16 protein-coding genes are annotated in these 18663 nt (G+C 47.9%); 1 reads left to right on the top strand and 15 read right to left on the bottom strand.

The window, feature by feature from the left end; all coding sequences use genetic code 11:
- Positions 1 to 42 precede the first annotated feature (42 nt).
- The 9 genes from G3352_RS27205 to G3352_RS27165 all read right to left on the bottom strand — a co-directional run bounded on the left by G3352_RS27205 (position 43) and on the right by G3352_RS27165 (position 9327).
- Entirely contained in the window at positions 43 to 732 is a 690-nt protein-coding gene (locus G3352_RS27205; RefSeq protein ID WP_163761243.1) for an iron-dependent peroxidase, read from the bottom strand.
- Complete coding sequence (locus G3352_RS27200) at positions 729 to 2042, bottom strand: normocyte-binding protein (RefSeq protein ID WP_163761242.1); 1314 nt, start codon at positions 2040 to 2042, stop codon at positions 729 to 731. The genes G3352_RS27205 and G3352_RS27200 overlap by 4 nt, the downstream gene beginning before the upstream one ends.
- Positions 2042 to 3886, bottom strand: coding sequence for a SpoIIE family protein phosphatase (locus G3352_RS27195; protein ID WP_163761241.1), 1845 nt, complete (start codon positions 3884 to 3886; stop codon positions 2042 to 2044). Before G3352_RS27195 ends, G3352_RS27200 begins: the two co-directional genes overlap by 1 nt.
- Positions 3887 to 3926: 40 nt before the next feature.
- A complete protein-coding gene (locus G3352_RS27190) occupies positions 3927 to 4784 on the bottom strand; it encodes a PP2C family protein-serine/threonine phosphatase (RefSeq protein ID WP_163761240.1) in 858 nt (285 codons plus the stop codon).
- 8 nt (positions 4785 to 4792) lie between these two features.
- A complete protein-coding gene (locus G3352_RS27185) occupies positions 4793 to 5326 on the bottom strand; it encodes an FHA domain-containing protein (RefSeq protein WP_053781358.1) in 534 nt (177 codons plus the stop codon).
- A 42-nt stretch (positions 5327 to 5368) separates the two neighbouring features.
- Positions 5369 to 5920 (bottom strand): FHA domain-containing protein, encoded by a 552-nt coding sequence (locus G3352_RS27180; protein WP_163761285.1) that lies wholly within the window; start codon positions 5918 to 5920, stop codon positions 5369 to 5371.
- A 42-nt stretch (positions 5921 to 5962) separates the two neighbouring features.
- Positions 5963 to 6424, bottom strand: a complete 462-nt coding sequence (locus G3352_RS27175) for a J domain-containing protein (protein WP_163761239.1) — start codon at positions 6422 to 6424, stop codon at positions 5963 to 5965.
- A 126-nt stretch (positions 6425 to 6550) separates the two neighbouring features.
- Positions 6551 to 6976, bottom strand: coding sequence for a hypothetical protein (locus G3352_RS27170; RefSeq protein ID WP_053781361.1), 426 nt, complete (start codon positions 6974 to 6976; stop codon positions 6551 to 6553).
- Between the two features lie 182 nt (positions 6977 to 7158).
- Complete coding sequence (locus G3352_RS27165; protein WP_064636265.1) at positions 7159 to 9327, bottom strand: hypothetical protein; 2169 nt, start codon at positions 9325 to 9327, stop codon at positions 7159 to 7161.
- Between the two features lie 578 nt (positions 9328 to 9905).
- Here G3352_RS27165 and G3352_RS27160 point away from each other — a divergent pair.
- Positions 9906 to 11972, top strand: coding sequence for a VWA domain-containing protein (locus tag G3352_RS27160; protein WP_240343246.1), 2067 nt, complete (start codon positions 9906 to 9908; stop codon positions 11970 to 11972).
- A 180-nt stretch (positions 11973 to 12152) separates the two neighbouring features.
- On the opposite strand, the gene G3352_RS27155 is transcribed toward G3352_RS27160, so the two are convergent.
- The 6 genes from G3352_RS27155 to G3352_RS27130 are packed head-to-tail and all read right to left on the bottom strand — an operon-like array spanning position 12153 to position 18655.
- Complete coding sequence (locus G3352_RS27155; RefSeq protein ID WP_163761238.1) at positions 12153 to 13745, bottom strand: FAD-dependent oxidoreductase; 1593 nt, start codon at positions 13743 to 13745, stop codon at positions 12153 to 12155.
- Positions 13735 to 14688 carry an ROK family protein gene (locus tag G3352_RS27150; RefSeq protein WP_163761237.1) on the bottom strand — a complete coding sequence of 318 codons (954 nt, stop codon included), beginning with the start codon at positions 14686 to 14688 and terminating at the stop codon, positions 13735 to 13737. The genes G3352_RS27155 and G3352_RS27150 overlap by 11 nt, the downstream gene beginning before the upstream one ends.
- A gap of 28 nt (positions 14689 to 14716) precedes the next feature.
- Positions 14717 to 15544: a MurR/RpiR family transcriptional regulator gene (locus tag G3352_RS27145; RefSeq protein WP_163761236.1), complete on the bottom strand. Its 828-nt coding sequence runs from the start codon at positions 15542 to 15544 to the stop codon at positions 14717 to 14719.
- The gene (locus G3352_RS27140) at positions 15531 to 16238 is read right to left on the bottom strand and encodes an N-acetylmannosamine-6-phosphate 2-epimerase (protein ID WP_205525092.1); all 708 of its coding nucleotides are present in this window, start codon (positions 16236 to 16238) and stop codon (positions 15531 to 15533) included. The genes G3352_RS27145 and G3352_RS27140 overlap by 14 nt, the downstream gene beginning before the upstream one ends.
- 17 nt (positions 16239 to 16255) lie before the next feature.
- Complete coding sequence (locus G3352_RS27135; protein ID WP_163761235.1) at positions 16256 to 17809, bottom strand: DUF4127 family protein; 1554 nt, start codon at positions 17807 to 17809, stop codon at positions 16256 to 16258.
- Between the two features lie 27 nt (positions 17810 to 17836).
- A complete protein-coding gene (locus G3352_RS27130; RefSeq protein ID WP_163761234.1) occupies positions 17837 to 18655 on the bottom strand; it encodes a carbohydrate ABC transporter permease in 819 nt (272 codons plus the stop codon).
- Positions 18656 to 18663: the final 8 nt, after the last annotated feature.

Here is an 18663-nt window from a genome sequence, read left to right as displayed (position 1 = left end):
CGTTTCCTTTCATTCAACGAGGTACCACTTTTTTCAACCCACTTAGTAGAGGGCTATTCCTTCAATCCTCATGGTGGTTTCCTCTTCTAAAATCCCAAAATGATGACTCCAATAGATCTCGATCGTGAAATCGAGTGGTAAAAATAATCCCATAATCAAATCGACTTTGGAATTGGTATCATCTGTTTTCTTCTGCCCCATATAAATCAGTAATTCATTTTTTTCTTCGCAATTAGCGTAAATAATGGATTTTTTAAATATCTTGCTCATGGTCTGTTTCAGGAAATGAATCAATTCTCCTGTTTCGTAAACCATCAACAATCCCTCGCAGATCTTGTCCTGCTCCTCTCTATTCAGATCTTTAAAAGTGGATGCAATTCTGCCTCCATACACGCCATCACATATATCCCTCTTTAGAAAACGAATATAATACTCACGTTTGTTCATTCCCTGATGTAAATCAATCGTTCCCAAGAAGTGAAAAAGGATATCAAAAAGATTCTCCCTCAGCTCGTAAACTTCTTCATCATCCGGAAGAAAGAGATTCTTGAATATGGAGTAAAATCGATAATAAGGATTCACTTCGATGGTCTGATCGATTTCTCGCACATTCAGATCTTCCAAACTGAGCTCCATATATGGCGAGTAGTTCTCCGCGGGTGCAAACTTTATGCTACTTGCATCCATGCCCTTCAACTGTGAATTCAACATGACATCCCATATATAGTTCACAGATATGCACCTTCACATCTGTAATCGGGAAAATACCTCTGGATTTCGGCAACAATATAACTTAATACATCCACCTCTAAAAATTTCGGTATTCTTTCCCTGCCGCCTGCCTCAAATCTAAAACCCAGTTTCATGACCGGCTTACCATGATCGGTTCGTATACCGTCACTCACAAATGAATTTAATGAATAGGTCAAGGAAGATGTATCACCCAACATTTGACCGTTTTTTACTGGATCCAAAATTTGAATTTCGACCAATTCAATTCCTTCAGCTGCTTCAAGAGAACTAACAATTCGCAGAATCTCTGCCTTAGAGCGAATGATTTGTCCCTTGTTTTCGGCTAAACGGACAGTGAACTGTTCCTTACGCCGATTTGAAAATGTCGAATACGGGAAATGAGTCAAATTCGTCAAAGAAGGTTTAATGATTTTCACAAGCCCCCATTCACCTGATTCATTGCGGGGAGTTACGATAACTAATCGTTCCTCGGATCGCAAAATATATCTAACATCCGCTTCGCTGGCATCGACCAAATATCCATGTTCAATTCCTTCTTGTCGTAAAGAAAGTGTATGTTCAAAATTAATTCGGTCTATGGCCGGCATCGGGAAACCTGTATTACGTTGACTTATTCGTTCCAAATTCCACAACGGAATAACGCCTGAACGTTTATAGACGTCATACTCCTCCAGTGACAAAACAATTTCTTTTACCTCTTCATGTATGGCAGGTTCTCCTTCTCCTCCAACAAGCACACAATTCACAAACTTATAAATATACGGGAGATTAATCGTCCGCCAGTTCATCCCGTTCAACATAAACGAATGATAGAGCTTCTCTATTTCGTTTATGTACGATAGGTTTTGTTTTAACTTAAAAAATAACGGATACTCGCCTGCATTCGTAATCATGGTGCCCTTAAATATCCGTTCACTTGAAAGTAAATCCCAAATCTGCTGGGTACCCATTTCCAAAAACAAGGAGAATAAAGGAATTTCCCCTCCATTACGTACAAGTTCTGCAACACCACTGATATCTAGAACTTGATTGTTCAAATCGGAACTTAACATCGGTCGGAGAAATTCATGGATGGGATCATAATCTTCCCGGTCAATTAATGTGATGTGGAGTTCATACTTTCTCTCCTGATTCTTCACCTCGTCAAACACCCGTTGCTCGATCTGTTTGTTTAGCGTCTCCTGATACTCCACCAGATTAAGAAAAACACCTGTCATGAGGTCTTTGAGTATGCGACGTTGTTCCAGATCCTCCATCTTGTTTAGACGGTCACGAATAATATCTTTCATCACGAATCTCCTCCTTCCGTTGCTTCCTGTTCATTCGCTTCAGCCTCGGTGGTGTCGGTGCTTCCTTTAGCCTTTGAGGCGGAATTAATGCTAGCATTGCTTGTCGTTTTCTCCGAAGAAGACCCGGAGCCAGAAGCATCCGCAGCCCCACTTCCGGCCGAAGAGGAATTACCCGTGGAAGAAGTGCTTCCCACTGAATTGCCTACGCTCATTCCTCCCGCATTCCCGGTCCAGTCCGAGTTCAAACCAGACGTATCTGTTGTTCCTAACCCTGCCGCATCCTGAGTAAGATCAACCGCCGGTACAGGCGGATTCAGTTTCTCATCCAGCTTATTTATTTTCCGCTCCATAGCCAGCACGCGTTCCAACATATCGATCTCCTGATAAATTTCCTGTGCCGATGCATAGGCATCCATGGCGCCACTATAATCTCCGGCTTCATTGAAGCGGTCACCCTTCTGTTCCAGCGTATCGGCCTGAAGTTGTCTGGATTGGCGCTTGATATCCGCCCGTTTGGTTTCGGCCGTCTCCAGTTTGGTGGCAACTTCCTTCAGAGCTTCCTTATATGCTGTTTCCGTAGCCGCTGTTCTGGCCCTTTTATACAAAATGATTGCTCCACTGTAGTCTCCGTTCTGGAGTTTCAGATCCCCCTCGGTGATCCAGTCTTGTACTTGCTGAAAGGTGGTCATCTGTTCCAAACGTTCCTGAATGACTTCACGGTTGAACATATTGTAGGACTCAGACAATTCCAGTGCTTTGGTGTAACTGGCGGTTGCCTTGGGAATATCCCCTTCTTTCAGATGAGCCTCGCCGTCAACCAATGTCTGAGCAACAGCCATCTTCGAAGTCAGCAACTTTTTGTGCACAGGGTCCTTTACTTTGATCGAATTGTTGCGAGCAAGACTGTAATCTGAGACGGCCTTGGCGTACTCCTGTTCCTTCACGTACTGGTCAGCGTTCTGTTCGTATTGCAGCATATCTACGACCAGCTCGGCTTTTTTGGCTGCGCTTTTCACCGCGTAGAATATGCCGGCTCCTCCAAAAATCAGGAGCATAATCAACATGATGGCAATCCGTTTAATCCACTTCTTACGGTTCTTGGGTTCTTCATGAAAAATCTTGTTCACATAGATGGCTGCCGCACTATAATTCTCGATTCGTGAACGTTGCTTGCTGAGCATCACTTCTTCCAACGTGTCGGCCAGCGCCTGCGGGTCATTGGCACCTTCCACCGCATCAATCATCTCGGCATCCTGCACGCCTTCCCATAATCCAGGGGTGCATAGAACAAGCACATCACCATCGGCAAGCTTGACCTTATCGGATACATACGGTTTGATCATGCCAGGTTTGCCCGCGTATTCATTCAGATTGCCGCGTTCATCATGCTGATCCACACGATCCTCTGCAATCTGACCTTCCGCTGCCAGTTGGGCGGCTACGCTGTGATCTTTGCTTTTTAATGCAAGTCTATTTCCCCGGAAATGATACAAGCGGCTATGTCCGGCCGATGCCCACACCATGCGTGTATAATCCGTTACAACAATAACGAATCCCGCTTTGAGCCTGACCCGGCGGCTTTCATACTGCAACCATTCATGTGCGATCTTGATATATTCCGTCAGTCTGCGCTTGGACATGGTTGGCTTTTCCAAAAAGGATTCCAGAATGGTCTGTACTGTGATCTGTGCACTATTCACTTCCGTATCGGTGTCCAGGCCATCTGCAATGACATAACAAGCCCAGTCTTCCAGTTCAACGCAGCCGTAGAAATCCCGATTTTTCAGGAAAGACCCCGCCTCTGAGACAAAAGCCGTCTTGAATTCACTGTTCTCCTTCCTCATCCGTCTCCCCATTTCCCGTCCCTGTGCGTTGCCCGATCTGTTACCATCCTTGCTCCAAAATGATAATCGTGGCGTTATCCTGATGCACGAGCTGTTTTTCTTCAATCAAATCAATGATGGCCTGGGCTGCATCAAATGGCGGAATATCTTGCGCCAGAATGGTCTCCAGTTCCATCTCCGTGAGGGAGTTGTATACCCCGTCACTGCATAACACAATCTTGTCCGCCGGCTGCAGTGCAAACGGCTCGTCCGCGATTTCCATTTGTTTAAAATGGTCGTACCCCAAATAGTTGACCAGCCTTTTGCGCTGCGGATTGTCAAGTGCCTCCTGCTCTGAGATCTCTCCAGACATATACTGTTCTTCAAGTTGACTTTCCAGTGTATGCTTATGATTGATGGCAAGCAGCTCTCCATTGCGAAACACGGCCAAGATGCTGTCTCCTACCGCACCCCAATACAAATCCCTGCCCTTGATCATGGCAGACACCAACGTTGTTCCTCCGGGAACGCCCAGCAAATTCCGAAGGATGGCCTGATTTGCCGCATGGGAAGAAGCATCCCAAAACTCTTCCGGATCAGGAAACCGCTCCAACTCTTCAAACTCCCGGATAAATGTTTCCACGGCAGTCGTACTTGCCACTTTTCCACCGGACAATCCACTGATCCCATCGGCAAGTACAGCAAGTACACCATGTGGCTGCACGGCACAGGCAAAATAATCGTCCTGTTCATTGCGAGCACCAATGGTCTGTCCATTGCCAATCTGAACTCCAACCGGTCTATCGTCACGCTGCCTTACCGGAATGCGGCTTCGTGCGAATAACAGCAACCAAATCAACAAACAGCCACCCGCAAGAACCCAGTAGGGCGTTAGCTCCTTGTCGTTCCACAAAATCATGAAGGTGTTCACTGTTGCTCCCATTCAAAGTGCACACCGCACAATGGAATGAAAATGAATTTGCTGCGTCCCAATTGAATAACATCGTAGGCAGCCAGTTCCACCGGAGAATAGACCGCTTCATTGTTGTGATATGCGAGGCCAGAAGCATCGCCGGGCAGCAAATAAAAATTCCGCTTTTTGGGATCGTACACAATCACCGCGTGATTACGCCGAGAAATGGTGTTATCCCCGAGGATGCGAACATGCATCTCTTCCGAACGTCCAATAAAGTTCTTTTCAGCCATTATTCGATAATCCTGGCCCATCTGCGGACCCTCGATGCACACCATCCATCCCGTTACCGGTTCAATTCCTGTCGTTTCGCCCAGGTATGGCATCGTTCTGTCATCCTCTGCCGTACGAGGTGCGCGTGGGATTGCTCCCGCTGCCTCACCATTACTGGTAGCTGGCGATTCAACGGCCAGATTGCAATATGGACACGTATTGCCGTGCCGTCTCGTGCTGAACATATGTCCGTTTCCACATCTAGTCAGACTCATTTCGTTTCATTCCCCCGTAAGCTTGTATGATGTACGCCAACGTTATTTCACCAAAATGCGGGTATTGGCAATATAAATTAAGTCCCCTGCCTCAATCTGGCTGGGTTCTTCGATTTCCAATTTGGATGCTCTGCTTTGATTTCCTTTACGTACACCAACCCCACTGGCCGAGTCGATATCCTCGATAAACCATTGACCCGAGGCTTTGTTCAATACAGCGTGTTGCGAGCTAATGAGAGACGCATAGGGTGTGTCGGAGAGATCGATGTCAGCCTCGCTGTTCTTCGAACTTTTCCCGATCAAAACACTCGTTTCGCCCTGAATATACCATTCCTTCACACTTGTGCCGTCGTCGTCCAGGAGGACGAGCTTAACAACACGTGAAGACAATTTCTTCTTTTCCGCCTTGGTGGCTGGCTTGTATTTAAAATACAGGTATGCTCCTCCAGAGAGGACCACGATAATTCCAGTTACCCATTGGGCACTCATATCCCGGTTGATGATAAATATGTAATACAGCACGGCTAACGAAATCATGGCGACGCAAGCGTCAAGCCCCATCGTCAATACCGACCTTCCTCGTTTCACTTCCATAACCTCCGCCTGAACCGGCATGATCCATAACGAGCTACCGGTCTACTTTTTTCGAATTCCGAAATATCGGTCAAACATGGCGGACATATCCATTCCTTTATTGGGACCGGCTTTGCCACCGTTTGGACTTTCCTTGCCTTTGGGGTGATAGCCAAAAAATTGTTCGAACTGTTCCTGCATCCGCGATGGATCCGTCCATACCTTCTCGGCATTTGCACTCCCGGACTTCGCATTGCCTTTACTGGATCTGGCTGTATCGGATGCTGAACCCTTCGCTTGACCTGTATTACGTCCAGTGCGAAGCTGCTGATCATATGCTGCTCTAAGCTCGGAATTTCCGAGTGTACTGTATGCCTCATGTACTTGCTTGAAACGCGCTTCTGCCTGTGCATCTCCCCCATTGACATCCGGGTGAAATTTCTTCGCCAATTGACGATAAGCCTTCTTGATCTGCTCCGGTGAAGCTTCACGTTCCACACCAAGCACGGCATAATAATCTTTCATGGTATTCTTTCCTGCCTCCCTGCCGTATTCGGGCGTAAATAAAGATTAAGGGGCACCAGGGCCCCTTAACTTGACAGCGTTGTTCTGGACTAAAACGAACTGGCCCAAGACAACAGTTGTTCCCTTTTATACAGGGAAGCCGCCCTCAATTTTAGTGAATTCAGTTTTATCTTTTTTCTGTTTGATGAACAGGCTGAATTCACCTACGCCTTCGGTATCACCGAAACGCTCTGTGTAATCCACAACAAATGCGTTAGGCAAGTAAATTTTGCGTACCACTTGATCTGCTGCAACCACTTCCAGGGTTACTTTGCGGTAGCAATCCGCTTTTTCAGCAGGCACGAGGGACCACAAAGCAAGTTTCATCGTGTCATCTGCATTGTCACCGTCGGTTGCAGTGATAATTTTGCCGCTGATGCGAAGTGTTGCGCCTACATCTGTGGATCTAGCGTTGGAATCATCTGGTGTATCCGTGTCATACACAACTGTACGGATATTATCCATTCCCAATTCGATTGTTTCTGCGCCTTCTACTTTCAATACAAAACCCATTAATAAAAACCTCCTTAAGATTAGGAAAAAATGTGCCCGGTATGCTCTCCCTCTCGGGAGAGGTACCGGAATATATGTATAAAGGCAAGACGATGTAGTCTGCCTCTAACACCAAAATAAATGTCTATAATACGTTGTTTGATGAATCATATTTAATAATCAGACTTGTTCCAATGGTTTTCTTACACTTTCATCGCACTGGTGCCTTTGGTAATCATGACCTCCAGGTTCTTCACGTTGCCGTTGAATACCAGGTCAATGTGGCACATGTTGCTCTTTTCATCGATGATAAAGCTCATGTCGTCGCCTTCCTGAATGATCGAATTGATCGACCCTCGAGTTCCCAGCCACCGGCTCTTCTGACTGCTCGGATTGTTGCTGAAGAATTTGACGATATTTTCATGCTTGAAATCACCGGTTTGGAAACGGAGCAAGCGCTCAATGTAAGTACTAACAAGTGTTTTGTACAAGGAATCGAAACCATCTTCGGACATCGCCATGCTTCTCGCTTTATAGACCGTGATCCGTTTGATGTCGCTATCCTGGATTTGGGCATTTTCCGATGAGAAAATAAATCCAAAGTTTTTTCGGTTAATCAAATCCTTGATGGTATTTGTAAATCCGGAAATTTCTTTGGTCATCGTTGTTACAACACGCAAGCTGTTGTCCCCTGCCTCAATGTCAAAACGCACACCTGGATAATCACGGTTGACGTTCTTGAAAGCCCCTTTCAGGTATTCCGGACACTGATACGCAGCAACAATCCCTGCAGATACATAGGACGCTCCAACATACACGCCTTCAATCCACAGTTTCAGTATGTCTTCCTTCTCCTTGGAAAGTTCCACACCATTCTCCGTCTGAAGCATGCGACTGTCGATAACGACACCCGACTTCTCCTTGGGAATAATCGTGAAGTTTGGAGCACTCGGAATGGCAAACTCGCTGTATTCCTTACGGGTCAACACCGAACATTTATCGATATACTTATCAATACCTGCGGTAGCCATGCTGCTGAACGTGGTTTCTTCCCCGGATTCAAAGCTGAAGAACACCTGCACCTTGTAATCCTTAACGACCTGAAGAAGCATTGCCAGAGATTCCATGCTGTTTCCGTCTTGTTTAACCACTTTCTCGTTACCACGGAAACGGGCACGGCTGACTTTGACTTGGCCTGTATTTTCCAGTTCTACGGAAGGAACGATACCGAACCAGATCGTATCGGTAAAATCATTCTTCGCGTTGACAGTGTTGAGATATGTCTCAAGCCGCGGAATATTACTGCTCTTGACGAGCATATCCAGTTTGGCATTTGAGATCAGCATGGAAGGAAGCATGCCTTTGTTCTTAATCGCATATTGGTCAAAGAACATTTTGACACCCAATATTTTCTCGACCAACGGTTTTACCGTTTTCACAAAATCATCCTTGGCGTTTTTGTAAAACTCCAGGTATGTATTGTAATTCTGCACTTCAACAGCAGTATCCACTTCAGACTGTACCGCAGGAAGCGGGCAGAATGTGCGGACCACCAGATCCTGTACATACGGCGAAGGTGTCTCGGAAAGTGAATCGTAATCTTCGGCAAATACTTGCGTCAAATCAGTGCTTGTCGCTTCATCAAGAAGCATCAGCTCGTTGTTATCACTCTTCGGAGCTTCGATAATTTTCAATTCTCCGCTCTCACCAATCGTAAGTTGCCCTACCTGAATCGCTTCTGAAGAAGTTTCTTCTTGTGCACGGCCCAGCAACAAACGGGTCTTAATATCTTCAATGGCGAGTGGAAGCATGGCCATGACATTGTTATAGTTCCGGCTTGCATCTTCAAACATGACGTTCAGCTTATCTCCGATATCCAGCTTCTTCGGATCGCCGTCATCCAGCTTCTCATGCTGGCCATACATGTAATGGATTTCCTTCCGGACCTGACGAATGTCATCCATAACTTTTTTCGGTGAAATCATATCAAGGAGATTTTCAAACTTGAAATCAACGTTCGTAATACCTTGACTGCGCTTGGTATCAATCAGGGTGAACAGCATTCTCAGAAAGTCGTTACTATGGTCGATCTTGATCTCCGAGATAGCTTCGTCCGGGATACCTTCCGGCTTTTTAAGCGTATACATGACTTTCTGGTTTACCGCATTGAAAAAGGAGTACACGCTAGGTGAGAACTTGTCCAGGAACTCATCGAAGCTACGAACAAGCAGATGTTCGTTAATCTCCTTGATCTTATCGTCACTCAGACTGTCGATGCCCTTCACATCACCAACAATGGTGATCAAGTCCAACTTCTCGGGATTGATTTCTTCAAAAAGCATCGTTCGGTTCGTTTGATTAATAATGTCCATTCAGGCAACATCCGCCAAGATGATGATTCATGCGGGCGAATGCTTCCCCCCCTCCATCAATTTTTGACACTCCGCACGTCTCTATCAGCCTTCGGTCATGATTCAGGAGAATCACTACTCCCAGCAAACACAAGACCAATAGAACGAGCTGTCAACATACGACTGGAACTTATGTACCAGATTATGCCGTTTGCTTTGGAGATTTATGGAATTCATCTTAATCATCAGCGATATGCTTTGTCAATATTACCCACTATAGGTCTAAAAGCTCATTTTACAACCTTCGATATACCTATAGAACTAATTTTTGGAATTCGCTTCACTTCCTTACGGATCATGCCGATGATATAGAATATCCTATAATTTGGATTAAGTTGAATGATTTAAGACTAGTGGGGTTTTCCCCCTAATCAAGAGTAAAAATACTGAAAGTATGCGGTGTTGCATTATTCTCAATTAATGAAAACTACGCATAACGGCGTGATATCGTGATTAAGCAAAAGTTTTTAAAAAAAATTTAATATTCCCCAAAAAGTGTACCGAAGTTTTCAAACCAGAAAGGAGATTCGAAGCCTCACATGATATTAATTAAATGCAAAAAAATACTGCTTTCCCTATTGGTGATTAGCATTTTGATTCCTGGAGGGAACATTGGCAGCATGTACGCGGAATCATCTGTCAAGACCCACGCGTATGAAGGGCTCGATGCCATGTTTGTCCTGGATGTTAGCTACTCTATGAATGAGACCGACAAAGATCGCATCGCCGAAGAAGTTATACATATGTTTATGGATATGAGTAGTGGACCTAAGACCCGATTGGGATTCGTAGCTTATAATGATCAAATCACTTCATCCGTACCTCTAATGGATATATCATCCTCTGGGGCACGAAATAACCTTCGTAATCGTGTTGATGGCTTAAAACGCTCAGGGTATACAGATCTTGGACTTGGCTTGCGCCGAGGTGCGAGCTTGCTTGAACAGTCCCATACGGACAAACGAAAGCCATTTATGATTTTGCTCTCTGATGGGGAAACGGATTTGCGTGGCTCGTCGAGCAGAACACCAGCTGATTCATCCAAAGATGTAGACAAGGTGATTGAGATGGCTCAAAAAGCTAATTATCCAATCTATACCGTCGGACTAAACCGCGATGGTACGGTTAACCCCGCTGAACTAGAGCGGATTGCTCAGGAGACGGGTGGATCTTCCTTTATCACGGGAAGTGCAGACGACTTGCCTGAAATTTTCAACCGGATTTTTGCAGATCAGATTCAATCTGTTCTTGTATCTGTGGCGGCAGTAACAGCAACAGGGGCAATGCAGGAGGTAACTGTGGACATCCCCAATTCAAGCATGGCGGATGCCAACATTATCATGCTCTCTGATCATGCTGTCTCTGAAGCGCAGCTGTATTATCAGTCCAGCAATGTCAGCTTCATCCGATCTGATAAATATGCTCTAATGAAGATCATTCGTCCGGTCAAAGGACAATTCAAGCTGAAATTCAAGGGGCGCAGCGGAGATTTAGTGAAGATCAACCTACTTGGAAACTACAACGTGTCTGCGGTTGCACATATGGCAACGGAACAGCCAGTAAAGGGGAAAAGCATCACATTTGAAGCCTCTCTCTACGATCAGGCTGTGGACCCTAAACCCATTCAGGATTTGAATGTTTACAAGGGACTTGAAGCAGAACTCATTGTGACCCCGTCTGATGGAAAAACAGAGCATATCCCTTTGACCAATACAGGCAGCGGATTTACGGGAAAATACACTTTTCCAAAATCGGATCTATATACATGGGGTCTTCGAATTGATGGTCCTGACTTTTATCGGGAAATCACTCCCGTTGACGTAGATATTACGAATCAGGCCCCTGTAGCTACCGGGAAGTCCATGGTGTTATCCAAAGACGATAGCAATACAGAGGTTGACCTAAGCAACTATTTTAAGGATGCCAATAATGATCCATTAACGTATGCCCTCACAGAAGGTGGGAGTAAGCACAAACTCGGAGATGCTGTCATTGAAGGCAATATACTGCGTTGGTCTTCTCTTCACACCGGTAGTTCATCTATCAAGGTGACCGCAACGGATTCCGAAGGCGCGAGTGTAACCGCAGACATCCAGTTGAAAATTCATTCTTTACGTGAAAAGATACTGCTATATACGGGACTCGGTCTCCTCGCAGCCGGTGGCATCTTCGCCCTGTATTGGTTTGTACTGAAACCAAAACCTGTATTTCGCGGAAGATTGGAAGGATACTTCTTGGCCACTGCAAACGGAGAAGATATTCCCGTGACGAATTGGCCACTGACTTCATTGGAGCGACGGAAAGTAAGTCTCAGTGAACTATTTGATCGTATGGACATTGGGGTTAAGGTACCGGAGTCGGGACGAATTTGGCTGGAGGCTGGTAAAAAGGAAACGTTATTGGTACGGCATGACACGAACTGCACAGTCGTCCGGGGACGAACACCAGTGAAACCCAGACATACAGAAGCTCTGGAGTATAATGAAAAGTTGTATATTACGTTTGAAGATGGTGTCACGGAGATTGAAATTCGATACAAAGCCATCAAACCAAGTACTAATATCTATGTAGGACAAAAGAAAGATCCACAGCAGGCCATGGGATAATCATCGCAGTGTTGATGAGAACGATCATCTGCAATGACACTATTGTAAAAACAGATGCACAAAGAGAATTAATCGACTTATAGAAAATGATTCCTGTTCAGAACAGGAATCATTTTTTTATCCCTTGGGTATCTCTAGTGCTTATGAGTTGTGAAGATAGCAACGTTCATAAAAGTCTATCTAACACTCCCCTGCCAGCTCCGCATCTGTCCAATGAAGCTGAACACCCTGGCGAATCAGCTGTTCCTGATAGTCGTGAAGATGCTTCGCCGAAGCCCTCACCTCTGAGGGCTCTACTTGCTGTGCAATCGCATAAGCGGCAAGGGTTCCGGCAGCCTCGCCAATATTCCATTCGGTGGGATGCAAACGGTAACAACCGTTCGCAATCTGGGTCATGGAGATATTTTTGCAAGCCGGAAGCAAGTTCTTGACTCGCACCGGGATGAGTGCACCCAGTGGAATCTCATAGGGATGGTTCGGTATATAAAAAGTCCGCTGGCTCACGGTTGTTGGATGGAGATCCAGATGATAACTGCCGACACCCACACTATCCTCGTAACGTTTGGCTCCCTCTGCTCCGCGCAATGCCTTGCTCACATCCTGCTCGGTAATGGTATATACGCCTCGGATTCGCCGTGATTCCCGAATATACGGCGCTTTCGCGAGACCGTCTTCCGTACCGAGCACATCTCCACGCAGCCTTACTCCCGGATAACCCTTTCCGCCGTCCAGTCGGGGAGCTGCTGTCTGAAGCCAGTATACTAAGGAAAGAGTTAGTTGCCTCGCCGCTTCCAGATGCCGCTCGCGTTCCTCCGGCGATACGCCAATGATCGGCCCGGCGTAATAATCGTTCAGTGCCCAGTTGAGCAGCGTGACTTCACCATCATTCAGTGACTCTGCCCATATAGCCGGGTCAACGATCCGCCGATAATCCCACAGAGGGGTTATGCCCTGATCATTCGGGAACATCGTGAACTCTTTCAGCTTGGAGGTATCATTGGCATCCGAAGCGTACCAGCTCAGGATCGGATACAGTGAGAACGAGGGAACATACTGACGCCAGTAATCATAATCCCTCGGACGAGGGATCGTGAAGTCTCCTCCCGGCACATAATCCACTGCCGCCACATGGGTAATCGACTGCATGTCTAGCGGGTTCGCTTCATCCAGGGCATGTGGCTCACCCGTATCCCGCCGAGATTCCGCTCCACTTACATACTCTACTCCCGCAAGGGGAAGCAGATCACCGCATTCTGTAGCATCCAGATAATAGGCACCCTGGAGCTTAATTAATCCCCCATTTCGTTCTTCACGCACAGTCACGCCAGTCACCCGGTCGCCTGCTGTATCTACCTGAACTGGCACAGTATGATAGAGCACCTCGATTCGACCGGTGTTCACGTAAGGCGCAAGCATCTCATGCAAAACGGCAAGCGCGACCTTGGGCTCATGCGCCAAGCGACTCACCCAGCCATTACCGGGGTTAAGAACAGGATCGCTCTTGGCGACATCCGTAAGCGGGTAGTTCCGTCTGTAGTAATCTCTGACTCGGCTGCGAAACTCACGATACGATGTTGTACTGCCAGATTGTTCAATCCAGCGGTGCTCATCTGGCGGTACTGCCTGTGAGGTCAATTGACCGCCAAGCCAGTCCGTCTCTTCCGTCAAAAGTACCCGTAGCCCTGCCTTGGCTGCAGCCAGCGCAGCCGCAGTCCCGCCAAGACCACCGCCAATAATGACGATATCACTGTGTTTCTCCTGTTCAATCCCCATGCTTTGTCTCCTCCCTGTCACTGCCTTCAGACCAGCCAATGCCGTCCTTACGCAGGTGTTCCAAGGCCAGCTGCGCCGCCCCGATACAGCCTGCCCAGTTACCGAGTTCAGCCACTGCAACCCGGTCTGTCAACCCGACACTGGATAACTTAGCGGTCAGCATCGGCCACCATATACCCTGATCATGGGTCACACCGCCACCAAGAATAATCAATTCCGGATCTATCGAGGCAGATATATTCGCAATAACCACGGCCAAATCAGATATGTAACGCTCTAGAATGTACAACGCTATTGCTTCTCCCTGTCTTGCAGCGGTCATAATCTCTCGGCCGTGAGTATACGTGTTGTCCTTCTGTTCCTGCGCCAGCCGCATCAGTGCAGTACCGGAAATGTATTGCTCCACGCAGCCGCGTTTGCCACAATTGCAGGGCCGACCGTCAGGCACCAGCACACTGTGCCCCCAGTCCCCACCGCGCCAGTCTACTCCCCGTAACATCCTGCCACATGCCATATTGGCCCCACCGACCCCAGTTCCGAGTGTCAGCATAACCTGGTTCTGCTTACCGCGGCCGGTACCAAGCCACGCCTCGCCGAGCAGTGCAGCATTGGCGTCGTTATCAGCAGTTGAAGGCAGGCCAAATTCCGCTGTTGCCCACTGTGTCAGTGGCATTCCCTGCCAGCCAGGTAAATTGTTCGTTGCGTGGATCACTTCACCCGTTTCCACATTCACCCTTCCTGCCGAGGCAATACCCAGGGCCTTCACTTCTTCACAGCTAGACAACAGTTCACTTACTAACCCGTGCAGCTGGCCAAGTATAGCCTTCCGGCCCAACCGCGCCTCCGTTGCACATGTAGCCTCCACCAGAACGACTCCGGCTTCATTGACTACAAGCCCTTTAATGCCTGTGCCACCTACATCTACGCCAATGACCTGTGGCATTTGCTTTCCCCCTATTCACACAAACCCTTCAATAAATACGGTCGATAACGGCCCTGGCCGTTAATTCCTTCATCTTTTTAGTCTCTTCGCCATGCTCGCGCTCCAGTCCCTGGCAGAGCAAGTCGATAATAAACAGCTGAGAGATTTTAGCTCCTACAGAACCGCCTTCTAGGGGAGACTCCTTCCCCGCGGTCAAGAGCAAGATATCCGCAATAGAAGCAATGGGGGATTTGGCATAGTTCGTCATGGCAATCACCTTAGCACCGTTTTGTTTGGCCTTCATCAGCATATCGTTGGTATCCAGCGTACTGCCGGACACGCTGATGCCAAAAGCCACGTCACCTTCTCCCATCGTTACCGCCATCATGGACTGAATATGGCTGTCGGAATTCGCTTCCGCACGTCGGCCGATGCGCAGAAAACGGTTCTTGGCATCCATAGCGGTAATGCCTGACGAGCCCACGCCGAAGAATTGCACATATCGTGCGCTGTCCAGACACTTTACTGCCTGCTCCAACTGGCTACGATCCAGCATACCCAAGCTGGATTGCAGCACACCCACCATCGAGGCATATAAATGGTCGGCGTAATCGTCTTCTCCCTGCTCGCCGTCTGGCTGGTTCTGCCGTTTCGGCAGCCCTTGGGCCAGCATCAGCTTGAAATCCTGATAGCCTTTAAACCCGATTTTACGGCAGAATCTCATCACCGTGGTCTCTCCGGTACCAGCAAAATCAGCCAGCTCAGTCACAGAAAAATAGATTATATTATCCGGATTGTCCCGTACGCACCTGGCCACCTTCTGCTCCGACTTGGTCATGGAAGGATAATACGTATTAATTCGGTCATTCATCTCCATTACTCTTCATCCTCGCTTTTCTGGTCACTGCTGCGAACTGTCGGGTAATTAGCTGTGGCCGAGTTATTGCGGAGCCCACCACAACAGCGTATGCCCCCAGATCAAGCGCCTCTTCTACCTGAGAGGGTTTACTAATCCGCCCTTCGGCAATGACCGGAATCTTCAACCGCTGTGCACACATCCCCAGCAGCTCCAAATTTGGACCTTCCTGCTGTCGCGAATACGGTGTATAACCCGATAGTGTAGTCGAAACACAGCTGACTCCAAGTGACTCAGCGTATAAAGCTTCCTCCAGAATGGAGATGTCTGCCATGGAAACCACCCCATTTGCGTTCAGATAGGCGGTGATTTGCTCCAATGTATAATTTTCCGGCCTGCTCTGGCGGGTCGCATCAAATGCAATGATATCTGCTCCGGCCTCCAGCAGCTCGTCAATTTCTCTGAGGGTTGGGGTGATATATACAGCAGAATCCGGGTAATTGCGCTTCACGATGCCAATAACCGGCAATGAGACGGTCTGCTTGATCGCACGTACATCTGCTGCACCATTCGCACGGATACCCGCGGCCCCTCCTTCCTGAGCAGCAGCTGCCATACGGGCCATCGTCGCCGCGCCATGCAGCGGTTCGTTAACCAGCGCCTGGCAGGAAACAATCAGTCCCAAATGCAGTTTCTCCAGCACTACCTTTGTCAGGGTTCTCACCCTCTCTCTTATATTCTGCTTTCCTTACCTGGGTTGGATGGTACGAATCGTACAGACAGGCCCACTTCGAACATCCGGTTCCATGGCATATAACAATCGGTAATCTGGATACTCCCTGCTGCAGTATCGATCCGCACAGCAAGCTCTTGACGCAACCTTTCCTCTACTCGGGCGGCAACAAGGCCACGAGACCCATCCAGCAAGTACTTGCCATAGCCCATCTCCTGCACCGGGCCATTGCTAAGTTCTCCCCGAACGATTGAACAATAGCAGACATCCTCAGCATAGCGGAGAGCGAGGAAATCAAGATGCGATTGTGTACGACCATAGAGCAGGTAGATCATGGCCTGCGAAATGACGGTTCCCAGCGAGTTGGAGCTGGTATTCCAGGCGGCATATCCAGCCAGATCAAATAACATGTCTTTTTGCCGCAGCATCTTGACCAGCTTCTGATCCCCACCATTGGCATATCCCACATCCGCTACAGCCACCGGCTTGTTCTTGCTCCTGAGCAGAAAGTGTCCATATTCCACCAGTTCCATCAGGTTTCGGTATACATCATAGCTGTAAAAAGAATGCTGCTGAGACACCGCTTCCGCCATCGTCTCTCCGGGTGTGCTAATCAACAGCACCAGATCTGCTTCAGTCTCACTGGATGCAATTAACCCACCTGCAGCCAAAATCTGATATTTCAGCGTCTCATAGAAAAATCGATCCTCGAATAGCGGAGTAACAAACGCCCCCTGAACAGATGATAATCGTGGGTACACCAGCGGCATCCGGCCGCGAGCCTTGTTCATCATTCTGGAGAGCAGTACGCAACCAACTTCGTCCGCACCAGGATACATGTAGACTTTAAGTTCCAGATCAAGGGCGGTAATCCGGGCTCGCACTTTCTCCTGATCCTTGGCTGTATGTCCATAAGGCGCCGAATCATCCTGCGGCACAATCATGAAGTCGATAATTCCTTCCTTGACCAGAGCCAGCACTTGCTTGTTAGCTTCAATATTTACGGCCCTGCGTCCCAGGTAATCTTCCAGCACTTCCATTGGTAGACGGTTATCGATATCGGCCAGCTCGTGGATCTCATCATCAGTTGCAATCCCCAACTCCAGCCGATGGCTGATGAAACCTTTGCGAAAAATCTCTCTTCCCCAGTCGGCATAATAATCCGGCTCCTCATCGGACAGGGAATATTGCGGGCAGCGCATAATCAGTTGAAACGCATACAGGGTTAGCTGCGGGTACCGCTGCTTGATCCCCCGAAGGCGCTCCAGACGGGCCGTCAGTTCATCCGGCTTCAAATGATGCAGCCGGGAAGGAATAATCCCGCCGTAGAGCAACGTATCCAAGGCAACGATTGCTCCATCTGCCCCTGCACAACTCTCCTCAAACCAGGTCCATAACTGTTCCACATCGCCCGGACGTTTTTTCAGGCCCATGATTTCAAGTGGGGGACGCTCCACTGTGAATTCCGTTCCCTGTGCCAACAAATAAGGAAACTCATAATTGCAAGGCCGTTCATCTAACGGAACAAAGGTTAGCTTATACTGCTTCGGCATGAATGCGTTCACCCTTTCTGTGTTTTTTTATCCTTTAATTGCTCCGGCGATGCCTTCCATATAGTATTTTTGGGTGAAAAGGAACACGATGATAATCGGCAGCACCGAGATCATGGTGCCGGCGGCAATCCAGCCGAAGTTATACGAGAACTGACCGTTCAGATACGTCAGGGCCGCAGCCAATGGATATTTCTGCGGATCATCCAACACCACAATCGGCCACAGGAAATTGTTCCAGAATGCCATGACTTCAAGCAAGCCAATGACGGCAACCCCTGGTTTCACCAATGGCATGACAAGCTGCACGAAGATACGGAACTCGGAGGCTCCATCCATTTTGCCAGAATCCCGAATATCCGTCGGTATGCCCAGAAACGTTTGTCGCATCAGAAAAATGTTAAATACCGACACCGCGGCCGGAAGCACAACCCCAAGAAACGTATTGCCCAAGTGAAAGGCCTGGATCGTTAAATAATGCACAATCATCGCCGTTGCCGAAGGGATAATCATGGTCGAGATTAGCAGCGTGAACACCAGATTACGTCCCCTGAACCGAAAGGTCGCGAGTGGATACGCCGTTAGGCAGGACAAGAAGATGTTAAACACTACCCCAAGGATCGTAATCACCACCGTATTTATGATGTAGCGTGGAAAATCCATGAACTCCCACACCTGCACGTAGTTATCGAAAGCGATGAAGGTAGGGAGAATTGCTGGTGGATTCGCGAACACATTACGACCAGGCATCAGCGATACGCTGAGCAGCCACAGAAAAGGACCCATCATAAACAGGGCGAGCAGAATCAACAGTACATAAATGATCAAATGACGAAGGGCTTTTTTCATTTTTTTAG

This window comes from Paenibacillus sp. ALJ109b, from assembly GCF_010747435.1.
GTDB classification, from domain to species: domain Bacteria; phylum Bacillota; class Bacilli; order Paenibacillales; family Paenibacillaceae; genus Paenibacillus; species Paenibacillus taichungensis.
Note: the sequence above shows the minus strand (reverse complement) of the source record. Positions and strands in the feature narration are given on the sequence as shown.

Excerpts from the sequence above, each read along its gene's own strand:
- G3352_RS27200 (WP_163761242.1), bottom strand. The coding sequence starts at position 2,042 with ATGAAAGATATTATTCGTGACCGTCTAAACAAGATGGAGGATCTGGAA.
- G3352_RS27175 (WP_163761239.1), bottom strand. The coding sequence starts at position 6,424 with ATGAAAGATTATTATGCCGTGCTTGGTGTGGAACGTGAAGCTTCACCG.
- G3352_RS27150 (WP_163761237.1), bottom strand. The coding sequence starts at position 14,688 with ATGCCACAGGTCATTGGCGTAGATGTAGGTGGCACAGGCATTAAAGGG.
- G3352_RS27180 (WP_163761285.1), bottom strand. The coding sequence starts at position 5,920 with ATGGAAGTGAAACGAGGAAGGTCGGTATTGACGATGGGGCTTGACGCT.
- G3352_RS27130 (WP_163761234.1), bottom strand. The coding sequence starts at position 18,655 with ATGAAAAAAGCCCTTCGTCATTTGATCATTTATGTACTGTTGATTCTG.
- G3352_RS27155 (WP_163761238.1), bottom strand. The coding sequence starts at position 13,745 with ATGGGGATTGAACAGGAGAAACACAGTGATATCGTCATTATTGGCGGT.
- G3352_RS27135 (WP_163761235.1), bottom strand. The coding sequence starts at position 17,809 with ATGCCGAAGCAGTATAAGCTAACCTTTGTTCCGTTAGATGAACGGCCT.
- G3352_RS27165 (WP_064636265.1), bottom strand. The coding sequence starts at position 9,327 with ATGGACATTATTAATCAAACGAACCGAACGATGCTTTTTGAAGAAATC.
- G3352_RS27170 (WP_053781361.1), bottom strand. The coding sequence starts at position 6,976 with ATGGGTTTTGTATTGAAAGTAGAAGGCGCAGAAACAATCGAATTGGGA.
- G3352_RS27145 (WP_163761236.1), bottom strand. The coding sequence starts at position 15,544 with ATGGAGATGAATGACCGAATTAATACGTATTATCCTTCCATGACCAAG.
- G3352_RS27160 (WP_240343246.1), top strand. The coding sequence starts at position 9,906 with ATGATATTAATTAAATGCAAAAAAATACTGCTTTCCCTATTGGTGATT.
- G3352_RS27190 (WP_163761240.1), bottom strand. The coding sequence starts at position 4,784 with ATGATTTTGTGGAACGACAAGGAGCTAACGCCCTACTGGGTTCTTGCG.
- G3352_RS27195 (WP_163761241.1), bottom strand. The coding sequence starts at position 3,886 with ATGAGGAAGGAGAACAGTGAATTCAAGACGGCTTTTGTCTCAGAGGCG.
- G3352_RS27185 (WP_053781358.1), bottom strand. The coding sequence starts at position 5,326 with ATGAGTCTGACTAGATGTGGAAACGGACATATGTTCAGCACGAGACGG.